General features: G+C 68.0%; 18 protein-coding genes. 8 read left to right on the forward strand and 10 right to left on the reverse strand.

Annotated features, from left to right (window positions below):
- The first annotated feature begins 23 nt into the window (after positions 1 to 23).
- From ACSQ9I_RS33705 to ACSQ9I_RS33735, 7 genes are read left to right on the forward strand one after another with little or no spacing between them, the layout of a single operon-like run.
- Entirely contained in the window at positions 24 to 479 is a 456-nt protein-coding gene (locus ACSQ9I_RS33705) for a MaoC family dehydratase (protein ID WP_436316345.1), read from the forward strand.
- The gene (locus tag ACSQ9I_RS33710) at positions 476 to 1345 is read left to right on the forward strand and encodes an HpcH/HpaI aldolase/citrate lyase family protein (protein ID WP_436316346.1); all 870 of its coding nucleotides are present in this window, start codon (positions 476 to 478) and stop codon (positions 1343 to 1345) included. The genes ACSQ9I_RS33705 and ACSQ9I_RS33710 overlap by 4 nt, the downstream gene beginning before the upstream one ends.
- 20 nt (positions 1346 to 1365) lie before the next feature.
- Positions 1366 to 2532: an acyl-CoA dehydrogenase family protein gene (locus ACSQ9I_RS33715; RefSeq protein ID WP_436316347.1), complete on the forward strand. Its 1167-nt coding sequence runs from the start codon at positions 1366 to 1368 to the stop codon at positions 2530 to 2532.
- 23 nt (positions 2533 to 2555) lie between these two features.
- Positions 2556 to 3752, forward strand: coding sequence for an acyl-CoA dehydrogenase family protein (locus ACSQ9I_RS33720; RefSeq protein ID WP_436316348.1), 1197 nt, complete (start codon positions 2556 to 2558; stop codon positions 3750 to 3752).
- An 8-nt stretch (positions 3753 to 3760) separates the two neighbouring features.
- On the forward strand, positions 3761 to 4693 hold the full coding sequence (locus ACSQ9I_RS33725; protein WP_436316349.1) for an SDR family oxidoreductase: 933 nt from the start codon (positions 3761 to 3763) through the stop codon (positions 4691 to 4693).
- Positions 4690 to 5655, forward strand: coding sequence for a Bug family tripartite tricarboxylate transporter substrate binding protein (locus ACSQ9I_RS33730; protein ID WP_436316350.1), 966 nt, complete (start codon positions 4690 to 4692; stop codon positions 5653 to 5655). Before ACSQ9I_RS33725 ends, ACSQ9I_RS33730 begins: the two co-directional genes overlap by 4 nt.
- Before the next feature lie 6 nt (positions 5656 to 5661).
- The gene (locus ACSQ9I_RS33735; RefSeq protein WP_436316351.1) at positions 5662 to 7212 is read left to right on the forward strand and encodes an AMP-binding protein; all 1551 of its coding nucleotides are present in this window, start codon (positions 5662 to 5664) and stop codon (positions 7210 to 7212) included.
- On the opposite strand, the gene ACSQ9I_RS33740 is transcribed toward ACSQ9I_RS33735, so the two are convergent.
- Positions 7184 to 8146, reverse strand: a complete 963-nt coding sequence (locus tag ACSQ9I_RS33740) for a Bug family tripartite tricarboxylate transporter substrate binding protein (protein ID WP_436316352.1) — start codon at positions 8144 to 8146, stop codon at positions 7184 to 7186. The two genes, ACSQ9I_RS33735 and ACSQ9I_RS33740, sit on opposite strands and share 29 nt — an antisense overlap.
- An 88-nt stretch (positions 8147 to 8234) precedes the next feature.
- Here ACSQ9I_RS33740 and ACSQ9I_RS33745 point away from each other — a divergent pair, with 88 nt between their 5' ends.
- The gene (locus tag ACSQ9I_RS33745; RefSeq protein ID WP_436316353.1) at positions 8235 to 9452 is read left to right on the forward strand and encodes a CaiB/BaiF CoA transferase family protein; all 1218 of its coding nucleotides are present in this window, start codon (positions 8235 to 8237) and stop codon (positions 9450 to 9452) included.
- On the opposite strand, the gene ACSQ9I_RS33750 is transcribed toward ACSQ9I_RS33745, so the two are convergent.
- The 9 genes from ACSQ9I_RS33750 to ACSQ9I_RS33790 are packed head-to-tail and all read right to left on the reverse strand — an operon-like array spanning position 9430 to position 17872.
- Positions 9430 to 9909 carry a PaaI family thioesterase gene (locus ACSQ9I_RS33750; protein WP_436316354.1) on the reverse strand — a complete coding sequence of 160 codons (480 nt, stop codon included), beginning with the start codon at positions 9907 to 9909 and terminating at the stop codon, positions 9430 to 9432. The genes ACSQ9I_RS33745 and ACSQ9I_RS33750 overlap by 23 nt on opposite strands.
- An 8-nt stretch (positions 9910 to 9917) precedes the next feature.
- Positions 9918 to 11159: an acetyl-CoA hydrolase/transferase family protein gene (locus ACSQ9I_RS33755; protein WP_436316355.1), complete on the reverse strand. Its 1242-nt coding sequence runs from the start codon at positions 11157 to 11159 to the stop codon at positions 9918 to 9920.
- Positions 11156 to 11554, reverse strand: coding sequence for a MaoC family dehydratase (locus ACSQ9I_RS33760; RefSeq protein ID WP_436316356.1), 399 nt, complete (start codon positions 11552 to 11554; stop codon positions 11156 to 11158). The genes ACSQ9I_RS33755 and ACSQ9I_RS33760 overlap by 4 nt, the downstream gene beginning before the upstream one ends.
- A complete protein-coding gene (locus tag ACSQ9I_RS33765) occupies positions 11551 to 12015 on the reverse strand; it encodes an FAS1-like dehydratase domain-containing protein (protein ID WP_436316357.1) in 465 nt (154 codons plus the stop codon). Before ACSQ9I_RS33765 ends, ACSQ9I_RS33760 begins: the two co-directional genes overlap by 4 nt.
- Positions 12012 to 13568, reverse strand: coding sequence for an enoyl-CoA hydratase-related protein (locus ACSQ9I_RS33770; protein WP_436316358.1), 1557 nt, complete (start codon positions 13566 to 13568; stop codon positions 12012 to 12014). The genes ACSQ9I_RS33765 and ACSQ9I_RS33770 overlap by 4 nt, the downstream gene beginning before the upstream one ends.
- 19 nt (positions 13569 to 13587) lie before the next feature.
- Positions 13588 to 14385, reverse strand: coding sequence for an enoyl-CoA hydratase-related protein (locus ACSQ9I_RS33775; protein ID WP_436316359.1), 798 nt, complete (start codon positions 14383 to 14385; stop codon positions 13588 to 13590).
- An 11-nt stretch (positions 14386 to 14396) separates the two neighbouring features.
- Entirely contained in the window at positions 14397 to 15167 is a 771-nt protein-coding gene (locus tag ACSQ9I_RS33780; RefSeq protein ID WP_436316360.1) for an SDR family oxidoreductase, read from the reverse strand.
- 43 nt (positions 15168 to 15210) lie between these two features.
- Positions 15211 to 16416, reverse strand: a complete 1206-nt coding sequence (locus tag ACSQ9I_RS33785) for an acetyl-CoA acetyltransferase (RefSeq protein WP_436316361.1) — start codon at positions 16414 to 16416, stop codon at positions 15211 to 15213.
- Entirely contained in the window at positions 16409 to 17872 is a 1464-nt protein-coding gene (locus ACSQ9I_RS33790) for a 3-oxoacyl-[acyl-carrier-protein] synthase III C-terminal domain-containing protein (protein WP_436316362.1), read from the reverse strand. The genes ACSQ9I_RS33785 and ACSQ9I_RS33790 overlap by 8 nt, the downstream gene beginning before the upstream one ends.
- Positions 17873 to 17915: the final 43 nt, after the last annotated feature.

The following is a 17915-nucleotide window of genomic DNA, read 5'->3' on the forward strand; positions in this document are numbered from 1 at the left end:
GCATATTGTGAGGGGAAATACCGATGGCAGGTCTTTGGTTCGAGGAATTCAGCGTCGACCAGGTGTTCGAGCACGAGATACGCCGCACCGTCACCGAAGCCGACAACGTGTGGTTCTGCGGCGCGACCTACAACCCGGCGGCGATCCACATCGATGCCGAGTACTGCAAGGGCACCGAGTTCGGCCGCCCGCTGATGAACAGCATCTTCACGCTCGGGCTGGTCATCGGCCTGTCGGTGCAGGACACGACGCTGGGCACCACGGTCGCCAACCTCGGAATGACCGACGTGCGTTTTCCTTCTCCCGTGTTTGCGGGCGACACGATCCGCTCGACGACGAAGGTGCTGGAAGTGCGTGACAGCAAATCGCGGCCCAACGCCGGCATCGTCACCTTTCTGCACCAGGGCTTCAACCAGAAGGGGCAGGAGGTCTCGACCTGCAAGCGCCAGGCCCTGATGTTGCGAAAGGTTCCTGCATGAGGCTGCGTTCGATGCTCTTCGTGCCGGCCGACAGCGAGCGAAAGCTCGCCAAGGCGACGGGCAGTTCGGCCGACGTGCTGATCCTCGACCTGGAGGACGCGGTGGCTGCGGCGCAGAAGCCCGCGGCGCGCGCCGCGGCGACGAGCTTCATTGCCAAGGAGGCCGGGCGCCTGTCGTCGCGTCTTTTTGTCCGCATCAACCCGCTGGATTCGGGGCTGGCGCTGGAGGATCTCGCAGCCGTTGTGATGCCGGGCCTCGCCGGCATCATGCTTCCGAAGACCTTCAGCGCGGCCGACGTGCTGCGCCTGGGCCACTACCTCGATGCGCTGGAGGCGCGCTGCGGCATGCCGGGCGGCGAGGTGCGCATCGTGCCGGTGGCAACGGAGACCGCGCAGGCGATGCTGACCATGGCTTCCTTCGTGCCCGGCATCCCGCGCCTGGCCGGCATCACCTGGGGTGCCGAAGACCTGTCGGCCGCGATCGGTGCCGTCTCGAACCGCGAGGCCGACGGCAGCCTGTCGCCGCTCTACGTGATGGCCAATTCGCTGTGTCTCTGCGCGGCCGCTTCTGCGGGCGTCGCCGCCATCGACACGCTGCACGCCGACTTCCGCGACGCGGCGGGTCTCGCGGCTTCGTGCGCCACCGCGCGTCGCCGCGGATTCCGCGGAAAGATCGCGATTCATCCCGACCAGGTCGACATCATCAATGCGGCCTTCACACCGTCCGAGGCCGAACTGGCTGCCGCGCAGAGGGTGGTGGATGCCTTCGCGGCGCAACCCGATGCGGGAACGCTCAGCATCGACGGGGTGATGGTCGACATGCCCCACCTGAAGCAGGCCCGGCGCACGCTGGGCCTCGGCGACTAGACGAGAAACGGAGAACTGGCATGGATTTTTCGATCACCGAGGATCATCGCGCGATCCGCGACGGCGTCGGCGCGGTCGTGCGTTCGTTCGACGACGAATACTGGCTCGCGCGCGACGACGACGGCGAGTTCCCGCGCGAGTTCCATCAGGCGATGGCCAAGGCCGGGTGGCTCGGCATCACCATGCCGCCCGAGTACGGCGGCGCCGGACTGGGCGTCACCGAGGCCGTCATCATGCTGCACGAGGTGGCCAGCCACGGTGGCGGCATGGCGGCGGCCTCGACGGTGCATATCAACCTGTTCGGGCCGCATCCGATCGTGGTGTTCGGCACGCCTGCGCAGCGCGAGCGCTGGCTGCCGGCGCTGGTCGAGGGGCGCGACCAGTGCTGCTTCGGCTTCACCGAACCCGATGCGGGGCTCAACACCACCGCCATCAAGACCTTTGCGCAAAAGGTGGAGGGCGGCTACCTCGTCCACGGCCAGAAAGTGTGGACCTCGACCGCGCAGGTCGCCAACAAGATCATGCTGCTCACGCGCACCACCAAGCTGGAGGATTGCGCGCGGCCGACCGATGGCATCACCATCTTCTACACCGAGCTCGACCGCAGCAAGATCGAGGTGCGCCGCATCCCGAAGATGGGCCGCAAGGCCGTCGATTCGAACGCGATCTTCATCGACGGCCTCTTCATCCCCGATTCCGACCGCATCGGGGAGGAGGGCAAGGGCTTCGGCTACATCCTGCACAGCCTGAATCCCGAGCGGCTGCTGGTCGCGGCCGAAGCCGTCGCGATCGGCCAGGATGCCCTGCGCCGCGCGACGCGCTATGCGCGAGAGCGCGTGGTGTTCGGACGTCCCATCGGCCAGAACCAGGGCATTCAGCATCCGCTGGCCGAGCGCTGGATGGCGCTGGAGGCCGCCTGGTGCATGGTGATGAAGGGCGCCTGGCTCTACGACCAGCATCTTCCCTGCGGCGCCGAGGCCAACAGCGCCAAATTTCTCGGCGCGCGTGCAGGCTACGAGGCGGCGATGCAATCCGTGCTCACGCACGGTGGCTTCGGCTACGCCAAGGAGTACCACGTCGAGCGACTGCTGCGCGAGGTGGTGGTGACACGCATCGCGCCCATCACCGAGCAGCTGATCCTGTCCTTCATCGCCGAGAAGGTGCTGGACCTTCCCAAGTCGTATTGATGCACTGAACAACGGAGCTCATCGTGATCAAGAGAGAACTATTCCAGCAGGAACACGAGGCCTTCCGCGACACCGTGCGGCGCTTCATCGCAAAGGAGATCGCGCCGCACCATGCCGAATGGGAAAGAGACGGCGTCGTGCCGCGCGAACTGTGGCGCAAGGCGGGCGATGCGGGCCTCTTGTGCTGCACGATCCCCGAGGAATACGGCGGGCTCGGCGCCGACTACCTGTTCGACGTGGTGGTGTTCGAGGAAATCGGCGCTGCCGGCTACACCGGCCCCGGCTTCCTGATCCACTGCGACCTGGTCGCCACCTACATCAAGTCCTTCGGCACCGAGGCGCAGAAGAAGCACTGGCTGCCGAAGATGGTGGCGGGGGAGGCCATCGGCTCGCTGGGCATGACCGAGCCGCACGCCGGCTCCGACCTCAAGGCCATCCGCACCAAGGCCGTTCGCGACGGCGACGACTACCTGATCAACGGGCAGAAGGTCTTCATCTCCAACGGCCAGATGTGCGATGTGCTCGTGCTCGCCACCAAGACCGATTCGGCCGCAGGCGCCAAGGGCATCACGCTGTTCCTGGTCGACACCAGCCTGCCGGGATTCCGGCGTGGCAAGAACCTCGACAAGCTGGGCATGAAGGCGCAGGACACCTCCGAACTGTTCTTCGACGACCTGCGCGTGCCGGCCTCCGCGATGCTGGGCGAGGAGGGCAAGGGCTTCGAACTGATGATGACCAAGCTCGCGCAGGAACGGCTTGCGCAGGCGATCCGTTCGGCGGCGGTAGCCGAGCGGGTGATCGAGTACACGGTCCAGTACACCGGCGAGCGCAAGGCCTTCGGCAGGACCATCGGCGACTTCCAGAACACCCAGTTCAAGCTGGCGGAGCTCGCCACCGACACGGCCGTGGGCCGCCAGTTCACCGACAAGTGCATCCAGCTTTTCATGGAAGGCAGGCTCGACCCCATCGATGCCGCGATGGCGAAGATGTTTCTGAGCAACCTGCACTGCCGCGTGGTCGACGAGTGCCTGCAGCTCTTCGGCGGCTGGGGCTACATGTGGGAATACCCGATTGCCCGCGCCTACGCCGATGCCCGTATCGTCAAGATTGCCGGCGGCTCGATCGAGATCATGAAACACATCATCGGGCGCAACCTCTTTGCCGGCTTCCGGCCGCGCCACGGCGAACGCGAAGGCGTGGTCGGCGTGAATCCGACCTGACAGGAGACATGCAAGTGACGGACGCCATTTCGAACGACCCTTTCCGCCCCGACGTGCTGAGCGGCAAGCGCATCCTCATCACCGGCGGCGGCACGGGTCTGGGCAAGGAGCTGGCACGTGCCTTCGTCGCGCACGGTGCGGCCGTGTATGTGTGCGGCAGGCGGCAGGGCGTGCTCGACGAGGCCGTGGCCGAGCTCGCCGGTTTCGCAGCGCACGGCGGCTCGATCGAATCGCATGTCTGCGACGTGCGCGACGCTTCGCAGATCGACGCCATGGTCGAGAGGATCTGGCAGGGCGGACCGCTGACCGGCTTGGTCAACAACGCCGCGGCGAACTTCATTGCACCATCCACCGAGATCAGCCCGCGCGGCTTCGAGGCTGTTCGCTCGACCGTGATGGACGGCGCGCTCCATTCCACCCTGGCCTGCGGCCGGCGCTGGATCGCGCAGGGCCTGCCCGGCTCGGTGGTCAGCATGCTCGTGACCTGGGTATGGACCGGCTCGGCCTACGTGCTCCCTTCGGTGATGGCCAAGACCGCCGTGCATGCGATGACGATGTCGCTCGCGGTCGAGTGGGGGCGCCACCGCATCCGCGTGAACGCCGTCGCGCCGGGGCCGTTCCCGACCGAGAGTGCGTGGGAAAAACTGGCACCGATCCCGAAGGCCAATGTCGGCGCGGCATCGTCCGAGCAGGTGCCCATGGGGCGCTTCGGCAGAATGAGCGAGCTGCAGCACCTGCTGACCTTCCTGCAGGCCGACGGCTGCGAATACCTCACCGGCCAGAACATCGCGATCGACGGCGGCCACCATCTGGCCGCGCCCAGCACCTTTGCGGAGCTCGGCAAGCTCACGCCGGAAGACTGGGCCGAGGCCAAGGCGCTGGTGCGCGGCCGGGCCGAGGCCGAGAAGGCCCAGCGAAGCGCGGGCGGCGCGGCATCATGAGCTTCGCGATCCTCCGGTGGGCCGGCCTGTTGGCCATCGGGCTCGCGCTTTCCACGCAGGCTGCTGCGCAGAAGTTTCCCTCCCGGCCGATCACGCTGCTCGCGCCCGCCGCGCCGGGCGGATCCACCGATGCGGTATGCCGCGCGCTGGCCGATGCCGTCTCGCGCCAGCTCGGCGCGCCGGTGGTGGTGGAGAACCGCCCCGGTGCCGGCGGTGCCCTGGCCACCGTGTCCCTGGCTTCGGCCAAGCCCGACGGCTACACCGCGGCGCTGATGCCGCTGGCGGTCTTTCGCATCGCCTTCATGCAGAAGACCAGCTTCGACCCCTTGCGCGACATCGCGTACGTCGTCGGGCTGGGCGGTTTCGTCTTCGGCGTGGCAGTGCCGGCCGACGCGCCGTACCGGACGCTGGCTGAGCTGCTGGCCTACGGCAAGAGCCATCCAGGCACATTGAGCTACGGCCATGCAGGCATCGGTACCACTCCTCATCTGGCGATGGAGGAACTCGCGATGAAGACCGGCGTCCCGCTGACGGCCGTCGCGTACAAGGGTTCGATCGAGGCCTTGGGTGCGCTGCTCGGCAAACAGGTTTCCATGATGGCCGGAACCACCGAGTTCGCGCCGCATGTGGAGGCTGGAAAATTGCGTGTGCTGGCAACGATGGGCGCCCAGCGTGCCAGGGCCTTTCCCGAGGTGCCGACGCTGCGCGAGGCCGGCGTCGACATCGTCAACGAATCGCCTTTCGGTATCGGCGTGCCGCGCGGCACCGACCCGGCGGTGGTGAAAATCCTGCACGACGCTTTCAAGGCAGCGCTCGAGGATCCGAAGGTGCTGGCCGCCTTCGACCGCTACATGCTGCCTGTGATCTATATGAACTCGCAAGACTACGAGTCCTTTGCGCGGCGCACCGTCGCCACCGAACGCGCGATGCTCGGACGCCTCGGCCTGCTGCGCAAGGACTGAGCGGCCATGGACCCGACGGACTTGCGCCGGTGCGCAGCGCGCGCGCCCGATCACCCGGCCGTGGTGTGCGGTGATGCGCGGCTTTCCTATGCCGAGCTGGAGGCGATGGCGAACCGGTATGCACGCGTGCTCGCAGACAAGGGTCTGCGTCGCGGCGATCACATCGCCAGCCTGATCGGCAACCGGCCGGAGGCACTGGCGATGGCGTGGGCCGCATATCGCTGCGGTCTCTATCTCACGCCGATGCCGACCACGCTGGCCGTGGGCGAGGCCGCGTACATGGTCCGGAATGCCGAAGCCCGGCTCGTGGTACTGGATGCGAGCCTCGGCGAACCGGCCGCACGGCTGGCCGATATGGTGGCGGGCGATGTCGAATGGTTGTCGATCGGCGGCGCGATCGCGAATTGCCGGTCCCTCGAATCGCTGGCCGAGGTGCAGCCGCCCACGGCGCGGGAGCACGAACCGCCCGGCGCATTGATGGTCTACACCTCCGGCACCACCGGCGCGCCCAAGGGGGTGTGGCGGCCGCTGCCGCCAGAAGACTTTCGCGGCACACCTGCGTTCGCTGCCGATCTGCTGAAGCTGTTCGGGCTGGGCGAGCCGGGCGTGCGCTACCTCTCGACCGCGCCGCTCTACCACGCTGCGCCGCTGCGTTTCGCGCTGGCGGTGACGGCAGCGCGCGGCACTGTGCACGTGATGGAGCGCTTCGATGCCGCGCTTGCACTCGACATGCTCGAGCGCGAGGCCATCACCCACAGCCAGTGGGTGCCAGCCATGTTCCAGCGCATGTTGGCGTTGCCCGAACCGCGGCGCCAGGCGTTCTCGAGCCCCTCGCATCGCGTGGCCGTGCATGGCGCGGCACCCTGCAGCGTGGCGCTCAAGCGCCGGATGATCGATTGGTGGGGGCCGATCTTGCTCGAGTACTACTCGGGCAGCGAAGGCGTGGGCCTCACGCTGATCGATTCGCAGGACTCGCTGCGCAAGCCGGGTTCGGTGGGGCGGTGCCGCAAGGGCGAGATTCATGTGCTCGGCGCAGACGGCCGCGAACTCCCACCCGGCGAGAACGGTGCCGTCCATTTCTCGGGCACCACGCCCTTCGCCTACTTCAACGAGCCCGCCAAGACAGCGGCGCGAACCAGTCCGCAGGGTTGGCAGACCTTCGGCGACCTCGGCCATGTCGATGCCGAGGGCTATCTCTACCTCACCGAACGCCAGGACGACATGATCATCTCGGGCGGCGTGAACATCTATCCGCAGGAGATCGAGCAAGCCATTCTCGAGGTCCCTGGCGTGTGGGAATGCGCGGTGGTCGGGATGAGCGACGAGCGCTTCGGCGAGCGTCCCATCGCCTTTGTCGTTCCCGACCGCAGCCGCTCGACTGATCCGCAAGCGCTGGTGGCCGAGATCGAGGCACACAACCGCGGATGCCTGGGCAAGTTCAAGCAGCCATCCGCCATCCGCGTCGTCGAGCAGCTGCCGCGCTCGCCCACCGGCAAGCTCTTGCGGCGCGTCCTGCGCGACATGCTCGCTACTCCGCCTGGATCCCTGCCTCCTTGACCTTCCGGCCCCACACCTGGAGTTGCTGGATCATGGTGCTGCGAAGCTCGTTCGCATCGCCCGGTGCGACCTCGGCTCCGAGCGCGGTGAGCTTGTCGAGGGTCTTCTTGTCGGCGAGCGCGCGGTTGATCTCCACGCTGAGCCGATCGCCGATGTCCTTGGGCAAGCCGGCTGGCGCCAGCACACCGACCCAGGCCGCGAGGTCGAAGCCCGGGAGTCTTGCGCTCTCCGCGAGCGTCGGCAGCTCGGGCGCCATCTTGCTGCGACGCTCGGTCGTGACGGCGAGCGCACGCAGGCGATTCGACTTGAGATGCGCTTGGCTGGATGCCAAGTCGACGAATAGAAAGCCGATCTGGTTGCCGATCAGGTCCGTCAGCGCCTGCGGCGTGCTCTTGTAGGGCACTGCGGTCGCATCGAGCTTCGCGAGCGTGTTGAAGGCTGCTCCCGCCACCTGGCCCGTGCTGTTGCCATAGCCGTAGCTCAGCTTGTGCGCGGGGTCACGTGCGTAGGAGATCAGGTCCTGCACGGACGTCACCGGCAGCGAGGCATTGACCGCCAGCACGAAAGGGAAATAGCACACGCGCGCGATCGGCGTGAAATCCTTGAGGGGCTCGTAAGGGAGCTTCTTGAACAGGAAGGGGTTCGCGGAATGCGCCGTGTTCGTGCTCAGGAACAGCGTGTAGCCGTCGGGTGCCGCCTTGGCCACCTGCTCGGCCGCGATGATGCCCGAGGCCCCGGGCTTGTTGTCGACGATGAAAGGCTGGCCGAAGGCCTTCTGCAGCTCGTCGGCAAGCGTGCGCGCCACGATGTCGCTGGCGCTGCCGGCGCCGAAGGCGGTGACGATGCGCACCGGCTTGGTGGGCCAGGTCTGGGCAGCGGCGCCCAGGCACCATAGGGCGAGTACGGCAACGCTGGCCCATGCGCGCATCTTCATCTCGTGTCTCCTGTTTTCATGCTACACAGTTTGCTCGCGTATCGTACGCTACATTACAATAAAGATGAATACTTCGAAGGAGACGTACATGAATCCGGCACCTGTCGCAGGCTTGAAGGTACTGGACTTGTCGAAGGTGCTGGCCGGGCCCTTGTGCGCGCAGTACCTGGGCGACATGGGCGCCGACGTGATCAAGGTCGAGACCACCGGCGCGGGTGACGAGACGCGGGGCTGGCCGCCGTTTCGCAGCAGCGCGACGGGCCAGCAGACCGGCACCGTATTCCTGAGCGCCAACCGCAACAAGCGCAGCCTGGCCATCGACCTGCGCAGCGAGACGGGACTGGCGGCGGTGCTTCGCCTGGTGGACCAGTCGGACGTGGTGATCGAGAGCTTCGGCCCGGGCGTGGCGAAGCGGCTGGGTGTCGACGCGGCCGCGTTGCGCGCGCGCAATCCGCGGCTCGTGTGCTGCAGCATCTCGGGCTTCGGCAGCGTCGGGCCGATGTGCGAGGGCAAGGGCTACGACGTGATCCTGCAGGCCTTCTGCGGCATGCTAGCGATCACCGGCGAGCGCGACGGTCCCCCCGTGCGCAGCCCCTTCTCGCCGGTCGACCAGGCGACCGGCTTGCATGCGTTGATCGGCATCCTCGCGGCGCTCCTCGAGCGTTCGCGCACTGGCGTCGGCGGCACGGTCGAGGCCTCGCTGTTCGACACGGCAACCGGCTTCCTCGGCTACTTTTTGCAGGGCTACTGGGAGCGCGGCACGGAGCCGGAGCGGCCCGGCTCGGGACATGAATCGCTGTGCCCCTACGAAGTCTTCGAGGCGCGCGACAAGCCGCTGATCCTGGGCGTGGCAAACGATGGCCTGTGGCGTTCCTTCTGCGCGGTCGCCGGCCTGCAGGACATCGTGGACGATCCTCACTTCGCCACCAATGCGGCGCGCGTGGCGCATCGCGACGAAACGGTGGCGCTGGTGCGGCGCGTGCTCGCCACGCGCGATCGCGACGAATGGATCGAGGCGCTCGGTGCCGTCGGCATTCCCTGTTCGCCGCTGCACACGCTGGGCGAGTTGTCGGCGCATCCCCACACCGCCGCGAGCGGCATGGTCTACGAGTATGCGGACGCGCGCTTGGGTCGCCTGCGCACCGTCGCGCAGCCGCTGCGTTTCGGCGGCGAGCGCACCGCGCTGCGGCGGCCGCCACCCGCGCTCGGCGAACATGGCCGCGCGGTGCTGCGCGAAGTGGGCTATGACGACGCGCAGATCGACGAGATGCGCGCCGCCGGCGTCATTGCGCTGCCTGCACAGTGATCGGCATGCCGGGCAGCTGCAATCCGGCATCGTCCTTATCGAACGGCGTGGGTGGCCCGATCTTGAACACGCCGCTGGCGCGCAAGATCGGCGCGCCATCGACCGTGAGCAGGCCTTGGGAGAACAGCAGGTTGCGCGTGGTGCGCAGGATGTCGGCGCGTCCCTCGACCCAGTCGCCGAGCTTCGCGCCCGCGAGATAGTCGATCTGCAGGCTGATGGTCGGCAGGAAGCGCCGCCCGAGCGGGGTCTGGTACTGTGCGGCGGTCGACAGCAGGATGTCGGCCACTGTCGCCAGCATGCCGCCGTGACAGGCATTCATCGGATTCACGTGGGGTGGGCCGACGCGAAAGCCGACGAGCAGATGGCCGCCGTGCCAGCGCGCGTGCAGGGGGCCGTTTCGGCTGGCGAAGTGGCCACCGATGCTCGCCGGTTCGAAGCCTTCGGGAACATCGTCCATGTTCTTCCTCAAAGTCGGTTGCGGATCGCGCGCCAGGCTTCTTCCAGCCCGGCACGATGTTCCGGTGCCGCGATGGCGATCAAGGCTTCGGCGCGCGCATCGAGCCCGAGCTCGCGCACCTGCGCCACGCCATGCTCGGTGATGAACACATCGGCCATGTGGCGCGGCAGGGTACACAGGCCCTGCGCGTCGAGCGAGGGCACGATGCGCGACAGCGTGCCACGTTTGGCAGTGGCTGCCATGCAGATCAGAAGGCGGCCGCCGGGCGAGCGCAACGCGCCCTGGGCGAACACGGGAAGGCCGCCGGATCCGGCCTGGAGCACGCCGTCGCTGCGCTCGGCGTTGACCTGGCCGAACAGGTCGACCTCCATCGCCGAGTTGATGGCGACGAAGCGCGGAAGCGCCGCGAGGCCTGTCGGATCGTGCGTGCTTCGCACGTCGGCGAAGCGGATGTTCGGATGGCGGCCGGCCCATTCGTAGAGAGAGGCGTCGCCGAGCGCAACGCCGGTCGTGATCGGCGCATCGGGGTCGAGCGCCCCGGCTTCGTCGAGTGCGCGCGCCGCCTGCGACACCATGCCCGTGTGCAGCCGGAGCCCGCGATGCGAGGTGAGCGAGCCGGCCAGCGCCAGGGGGACGGAGCCGATGCCGAATTGCAGCGTGTCGCCGTCGCGCACCAGCTCCGCTGCGAGGCGGCCGATCCGCAGCTCCGTCTCGCTGCCGCTGCCGGCTTCCGAGAACGAGGTCAACGGGATGTCGGCCTCGATCGCTGCATCGAGTTCCGACAGATGAACTCGGAATGCGCTGACGGTGCGAGGCATCGAGGGATTGAGCTGAGCCACGCGCCGCTTCGCGCGCGCCCAGGCGATGGGCAGGAAATCGCTGCACACACCAGCGCTGCACCAGCCGTCCGCATCGGGCGAGCTGAAGTGGCCGATGGCGAGATCGAAGGGCGGGCACTGCTGCAGATGCCGTGCGATGCCGGGGTAGTCCAGGCTCAGCAGCTCTGCGCGGCGTTCACGCAGCCCTTGCCGAATGGAAGGCGACATGAAAAAGGCCGTCTGCTGCGCCTCGGGGTGGATGGCCAGGTAGTCGGCGTTGCCGATGCCTGGAAACTGCACGCCGACGAACCGGGCGCCACGCGCACGTTCGGGGTCTTGTGCCAACTCGCGCAACAGCAAGGTGGGCTCGCCGCACAGCCCCGGGACGAAGACCCGTGCACCGGGCTGCAGATGGTCGGCAAGGCGTTTCATGGGGCGACGCGCACCGATGCGCTTCCCGTGATCAACGGTCGGCCCTCGTCGTTGCGCGCATCGAGCGCATAGCTGGCGATGCCGTCTTTCGTGCCCTGGAGCGTGCCGGTCAGCACGATGCGCTGGCCGCGCAACGCGACATTGACGAAGCGGCTTTCGAGCGAACGAAGCGCGTGCGGCCCGAAATGGCTCGTCATCAGGCGGGCGGCCATCGCCATGGTCAGCATGCCGTGAACCACAGGGCGATCGAAGCCCGCAGCGCGTGCCGTGTCTTCGTCCAGGTGCAGCGGGTTGTGGTCTGACGATGCCGCGGCATAGAGCGTCAGGTCCACCGCGGTGATCGGCCCGCATTCGAGGCGGATCTGTTCGAGTGGCTGGGTCGCAGAAGCGTTCACGCGGCCTGCTCCGTCGGCGCGAGCTCGTTGCGCGTCACGATGGTCTGGCAACTGCTGCCGACCGCGACGCCGTCGCGCCGGTACTGCGTGTCGATCACGATGAAGCTCAGCGCGCCGTCGCGCTTGTCGTACGTGTCGCGGATCCGACGGCTGATCTCGATCCGGTCGCCCACATGCAGCGGCGCGAGGCAGTCGAAGCTTTGCGCCGCATGCAGCACGGTGCGCAGCGGCACGCCGAGCCGCTCCATCAGCAAGGCGCTGTTGAAGTGCTCGGTCTCCATCGCCTTGAGAAAGGTGGGCGGCACCGGGCAGGCCTTGTATCCGGCCTTGGCCGCGACTTCCGCATCCCAGTACACGGCGTCGCATTCGCCGGTGGCCTGGCAGAAGAGCTTGACGCGCCAGGCATCGATCGTGACCGAGCTCGGCGGCGTGCTGAAGCCGATGTGTGTGCGATCTATCACGGATAGGCCCTTGCGAGCTTCTGTTCCGCGGCGGGCCACGCATCGGCAGCCGGGCCGCTCAGGCGCGCCGCCAGTCGGCCGCGCTGCTGCCACAGGTGCGTGAACGGGCCGCCGCTGAACGCGGGTGCGATGCCGGCGGTGCAGGCCGCAACATCCAAGAGCTCGGGATCTGTCGCATCGCCTTCGGCGAAGAGTTGCATCGCAGCCAGCGACTGTGCATCCAGCGCAGGGCCGCCGTTGCGTGCATCGCCCGCCGCGACGAGATGAAGCAGGGTGCTTCTGTTGCCACGACTGCGACAGGGAAGGGCGCCCAGGCGCGCGGCGACGGCGGCGAGCGCCTGCGCCGTCTCGTCGCCTGCCGCCACGATCTCCAGCACACGGCCGTAAGGGCCGGCTGGCGAGAGCACCGCGGCGGCTTCGTCGAAAGACTGCGCGGCCTCTGCGGCGTCGAGCGTGCGCAAGGCGACGCGGTGGGTGCGACCTTGGGTGTCGGTGATCGACGCGGTATCGGCGGGCAGCGCGGGGTCGTTCGCATGCACAAGCTTCGACGTTGCGACCGCCTCTTGCCAGGCCCGGCGTGTGGCGGACAGCGGCCCGAGGACGATCCGCTCGATGCGAAGCTCGCGCGGCGCGGCCAGCTCGCGGTCGGCCCGCTGCCGGTTCAGGAACAGCGTGCGCACCATGTTGCCGGCGACCGGATCGAACATCAGCCGCAGGAACTGTCGCATCTCGATATCGGTGGCCTCGGCCAGCGGCTTGCGCGCGCCGAGCAGGACGCTGTCGATGATCGCGCCGTAGGCCGGATAGCGGTCGAAATCGGCATCGGGCACACCGTGCGCGCGGGCGACGCGGCGTGCCTCTTCCTGCGAATGCACAGGCACTTCGCTTTGGGCGCCATGAGCGAACTTGGATGTCTTGTCCGGCGCCTGGCCCTGCAGGCTGCGCGCAAGCAGGCGTGCCTCGGCCAGCAGTTCCGGCGGGGCCACGGCGCGGTCGAAGATCTTCAGTTCGGCGGCACGCTTCGGCGAGATGGCGCGGCCGGTCAGCAGCATCGACATGCCTTCCTCGAAGCCGACGAAGCGCGGCAGCCGTTGCGTCCCGCCCGCGCCAGGCAGCAGGCCCCATCGCACCTCGGGCAGGCCGATGAGGGTGCGCGGGTCGTCGGCCACGAGCCGAGCGCGGCAGGCCATGGCCAGTTCGAGGCCGCCGCCGAGCGCCGTGCCGTTGACGGCCGCCACCCACGGCTTGGCCGACGCCTCGACCCGAAGGAACAGGCGCCCGAGCCGGCCGCAGCGCTCGAACATCGCTTCCGGCGTGTCGCCCGGCCCGGGCTCGGTGAAGCCGCGCACCATCACGAGGTCGGCCCCGGCCAGAAAGGACGACTTGCCCGAGGTGATCACGACGCTCTGCACATCGGGAGTCGTGTTCACGTCGTCGATGAGCGCCTCGAGCGCATCCATCAATGCGAACGAGAACACGTTCATCGTTCGCTCGGGCATGTCGATCGTGGCCAGCAGAACCCCATCGACGCCCAGCTCGCTGCGAATCAGCATCGGCAACCTCCGCGGCCGGTCAGCCGGCGTATTTCTTGAAGTCGGGCTTGCGCTTCTCATTGAATGCGCGCACGCCCTCCCTGGATTCCTCGCTCTGATAGTAGTGCTTGACGGCCTGGATGCCGAGGAAGCCGATGCCGCGGATGTTCTCGCTGTCGGCGTTGAAGGAGCGCTTGGCGATGGTCAGCGCCGTCGGGCTCATCTCGTTGATCTCCCTGCACCACTGGTCGACCTCGGCGTCGAGCTGGTCATGCGGCACGACCTTGTTGACCAGGCCCATGTCGCAGGCCTCCTGCGCCGTGTAGCGGCGGCACAGGAACCAGATCTCGCGCGCCTTCTTCTCTCCGACGATGCGCGAGAGGTAAGCGGTGCCCCAGCCCGGATCGACCGAACCGACCTTGGGGCCGACCTGGCCAAAGGTGGCCTTCTCGGAAGCGATGGTCAGATCGCACAGGGTGGCGAAGACGTTGCCGCCGCCGATGGCGAAGCCCTGCACCTTGGCGATCGTGACCTTGCGCACGTCGCGCAGCGCGGTCTGGAATTCCTCGATCGGCATGCCCACGGTGCCGCGTGGCCCGTAGAGGCCGTCTTCGCTCAGGTGAACCTTCTGGTCGCCGCCGGTGCAGAAGGCCTTGTCGCCGGCGCCGGCGAAGACGATCACGTTGGCTGACTTCTCCTCGCCGCCGCGCTGGAAGGCGTCGATCAGCTCCTCCAGCGTCTGCAGCCGGAAGGCGTTGTAGACCTCGGGCCGGTTGATGGTGATGCGCACCACGCCGTCGCGAAGCTCGTAGAGGATGTCCTTGTATTCCTTGCTCATCGCCTGTCTCCTTAGCCGTGCATGGTGAGACCGCCCGAGACGCTGATGGTCTGGCCGGTCATGAAAGCCGCATCGTCGCTCGCGAGGAAGGCGACGAGGCCGGGGTAGTCCTCGGGCACGCCGATGCGGCCCAGCGGTACGCCGCGCACCATGGCGTCGCGGATCTTCTGGCCCTGCTCGCCGGTGCCGACGAACGCCTCCATCGCCGGTGTGTCGGTCGGGCCGGGGCAGACGTTGTTGATGGTGACGTTGCTGCGGGCCAGCTCGCGCGCCAGCGCCTTGGCGAAGGCAATGGTTGCGCCCTTGCAGCCGGAATAGATGACCTCGCCGCTGGAGCCGACGCGGCCCGCGTCGGAGGCGATGTTGACGATGCGTCCGGACTTGCGTGCCGCCATGCCCTGCGCCACGGCATGCGTCACGTGCAGCGGGCCGAACCAGTTGATCGCGACCACCTTCTTCCAGAACGCCTCGTCGGTCTTGAGGAAGGGCATTGGCGTGTCCCAGCCGGCGTTGTTCACCAGGATGTCGGTGCCCGCGCCCGTCGATGACTCGAAGGCCTGGACCGCGGCGACCACGGCCGTGTAGTCGGTGATGTCGGCCACGGCGACGACGGCCTTGCCGCCGGCGGCCTCGATGGCGGCGACGGTTTCGCCCGCACCCTTCTCGCTGACGTCGAACACGCCGACCGTGACGCCCTCGGCCGCCAGCCGCAGTGCGATGGCGCGGCCGATGCCGCTGCCGGCGCCGGTCACGATGGCGGTCTTTCCCTTGAGTCCTCTCATGCGCTGTGTCTCCTGGAGATGTGGATGGTGAAGTCGAACTGCCTCAGGCACCGTGGCGTCCGACGATGGCCACGGCGCTCACGTTCTGGTGGGGATGGCCGCCGAGGTTCTGCGTGAGTCCCAGGTCGACGCGTTTCAGCTGGCGCTCGCCCGCCCGTCCGTGGATCTGCTGGTAGATCTCGTAGACCATCCGCAGCCCCGACGCGCCGACCGGATGACCGAAGCACTTGAGCCCGCCGTCGGCCTGCACCGGCAGTTTGCCGTTCAGGTCGAACACGCCGTCCAGCACGTCGTGGATCACCCGGCCCGGTGCGCTGAAGCCCAGGTCTTCCATCAGCACCGCCTCGGTGATGGAGAAGCAGTCGTGCACCTCCGCCAGATGGATCTGCTCGCGCGGCGCGGTGATGCCGGCGCTGCGGTAGGCGCGCTCGCCGGCCGTGCGTGCGGTCGCGATGTGGGCGCCGTCCCAGTTGTTGAACGCCGACTCCTCGCCGTTGCTGACCGAGATCTCCACCGCCTTGATGCTCACGAGTTCCGCATCGGGCCTGAGACGCCGTGCGATCGCCGGCGTGGTGAGGATGGCGCAGGCCGCGCCGTCGCTGACACCGCAGCAGTCGAAGAGACCGAGCGGCTCGGCGATCATCGGGGCCTTGAGCACATCGTCCTCAGTGATGCGGTTGCGCAGGTGCGCCTTGGGGTTGAGCGCGCCGTTGGCGTGGCTTTTGACTGAGATGTGCGCCATCGCGCGCTTGAGCTCGCGCTTGTCGACGCCGTGCTTGGCCGCATAGGCCGCCGCCAGCTGGGCGAATGCGCCCGGCGCGGTGGCGTTGGGCAGCCACAGGTCGTTGCTGACGCCGCGCGTGCGGACCGGCAGGCCGCCGTAGCCCGTGTCCTTGAGTTTCTCGACGCCGAGCGCAAGCACGATGTCGTAGGCGCCGGCGGCCACGGCATAGGCCGCACCGCGCAGCGCTTCGGTGCCGGTGGCGCAGGCGTTCTCGACGCGGGTGGCGGCGATGCGCGGCAGGCGCAGCGCCTGAGCCAGCGGGCCGGCGGTCTTGCCGACGTTGTTCTCCTCGAGGCAGACGCCGAGCCACGCTGCTTCGATCTGCGCGACCTCGATGCCCGCGTCGGCCATCGCCTCGTTGAAGGCTTCGAGCATCAGGTCTTCGGGGCCGCTGTCCCAGCGCTCGCCGAAGCGCGAGCAGCCCATCCCCAGGATGGCGACCTTGTCGCGGATGCCTTCAGCCATGGGGTGCTCCTTGCGCCGCATTCCGAACGGGCGTCGCTTTCCAGAAGTAGCGGCGGAAGCCGCGCCTGGTGTCGAAGTCCTTGACGCGGAAGACCATGCGCAACGGCAGGCCGACGCTCAACTCGCCCGTGTCGGTGTCCGCGAACTCCATCAGCACGCGGCCACCGCCGTCGAAGTCGACGTGGCCGAACTGGAAGGGTGGCGCCGGCGTGTAGGCCAGCCAGTCGCTGGTGTGCGAGAGCACGCGGGCGCCGGTGTCGGCCAGGCTCGTGGCTTCTTGCGTGTCCTGCGCGCGGCAGGCCGGGTTGACGCACAGGCGCGAGAACGGGAACTGCACGGTGCCGCAGGCCGAACACCTGCCGCCCTCGAAGTGGGCGATGTGCGCGCCTTCGCGCCAAGCCGCGGTCAGGACTGATTTGTTGTCCATCTCTGCGCGCATGCCCCATTCAAGCGCGATCTGGCCGGTGAACGACAGGTACTTTATGTAGCTTGTCTCGGGCCGGCCCTCGGCGGGCTCGACGCCGGGGCAGGGCAAGGCCGTGCGCCGAAGCAGCAGAGCATCGCAGCCGCTGCCGAAGGCGACGGCCAGGATCAGCTCGCCTGGCGCGGCCGCGCGCAGCGCGGTGTCGAGCATCGCGAGCGGCTGCGCGCCGCCGAGGTCGCCGGCCGATTCGGCATGCGTCGTCACCAGCGCCTCGGGGCGGATGCCGACGCGCTTGGCCACGGCTTCGTTGATGCGGGGCAACGGCGCCGGAAGCACGAAGCGTGCGATCTCGGCGGCCGTGGTGCCGGACTTCGCCAGGCATTGCCGGATCGCGTCGACGGCGATCTTCATATAGCCTTCGTCACGCACCCAGCGCTCTTCCCATCCGTAGTCGTGCTCGTTGCCGGCTTCCCGGAAGTGATCGACCAGATCGGCATGCACGCCATGGTGGACGACGAAGGTCGCGATCGCGGGCCCGTTGCCGATCAGAACGCCGGCGGCGCCGTCGCCGAAGATCATCTCCTGCGCGCTCGCCGGCCGCGGCCTGCGGCGCTCGGCGGCCAGCAGCAGGCGCGCGGCAGGAAGCCCATCGGCCAACGCTGAGGCCAGTTCGGTCGTTGCCGCGCGCGGGCTGGAGGCGAGGTCGCGCAGGACCACGTCGCTCGGCAGCCCGAGTGCGGCCGCCACCACGCCGGCGTTCAGGCGGTCGGCAAAAGGCAGGGTGGTGGAGACCAGCGTCAGTTGGGACGGCGGTTGCGAAGGCAGCGAGGCCAGCAACTGCCGCGCCGCTTCGACGCTCATGGTGATGCTGTCCTCATCCCACGAGGCCATGGCGCGATGCCCCCGCGCATGCGCCTTCAGACCGGCGGCCATCCAGCGGTGCTGGGCGAAAAGCTCGGCCCGATCGAGCCGCAGCCGCGGCAGGTAGCGGGTGGTGGCGAGCACGCCGAATTCGTTCGTCGGATGGACCATGAAAACGTTGCCTGGCTGGTCTTGCGAGATATCGTGATGTGAT

Origin of the sequence: Variovorax sp. LjRoot84 (genome assembly GCF_964254305.1) — a bacterium.
Taxonomy (GTDB): domain Bacteria; phylum Pseudomonadota; class Gammaproteobacteria; order Burkholderiales; family Burkholderiaceae_C; genus Variovorax.